Origin of the sequence: Stenotrophomonas sp. YIM B06876, from assembly GCF_030711595.1 — a bacterium.
Classification (GTDB): Bacteria; Pseudomonadota; Gammaproteobacteria; order Xanthomonadales; family Xanthomonadaceae; genus Stenotrophomonas.
Genome location: NZ_JAUJUJ010000243.1, coordinates 1 through 534, shown reverse-complemented (window position 1 = coordinate 534; position 534 = coordinate 1). Strand labels below are relative to the sequence as shown.

The window sequence follows — 534 nt, the reverse complement described above, 5'->3', positions numbered from 1 at the left end:
GAAAGGGGAAGACATGCTCGCTGAGCACGGTGTACATCTCGGGCGCGGCGTAGTTCTTGAAGCGCGACCAGCGCAGGTCGTCAAAGCTGCGGCCTTTGCTGTCGCTGCCTGCGGGGTAGATGCGCACGGGCTGCGTCTTGAGGCGCAGGGCCTTGTTTTCTTCGCGCGTCTGGTCGCTGTCGAGGCCGCGCAAGAAGAGCAGGTAGGTGATTTGCTCGATGACTTCGAGCGGGTTGGCGATGCCGCCAGACCAGAATGCGTTCCAGACTTGGTCGACTTTGTTTCTCAATTCACCGGTAAGCATGGGGGCGGGGCAGGGTTTGCAGAGGAAAGCCTGCGAGTCTGCCATGGGCCTGTAACCCCACGCGTGTGCAAGGCGGTGCTATCAAAAAAGTGAGCTGTTTGCGCTTTTCATATCTATGTTTCAGATGGTTTTATGCCTGAAAATCAATAGACACGAGCGCTACAAGCTATTGTTTTGAGAGTCCACGCTGGCGCGCAGGTAGGGCTGCTGACTCGGCTGCGGGTGCCGCG

At 58.1% G+C, this 534-nt stretch carries 1 protein-coding gene; it reads right to left on the bottom strand.

Annotated features, from left to right (window positions below; all coding sequences use genetic code 11):
• Nucleotides 1-349: type I restriction-modification system subunit M N-terminal domain-containing protein (locus QZH66_RS16430; RefSeq protein ID WP_305806947.1), on the bottom strand; the 349-nt coding region annotated here is incomplete at its 3' end.
• Nucleotides 350-534: the final 185 nt, after the last annotated feature.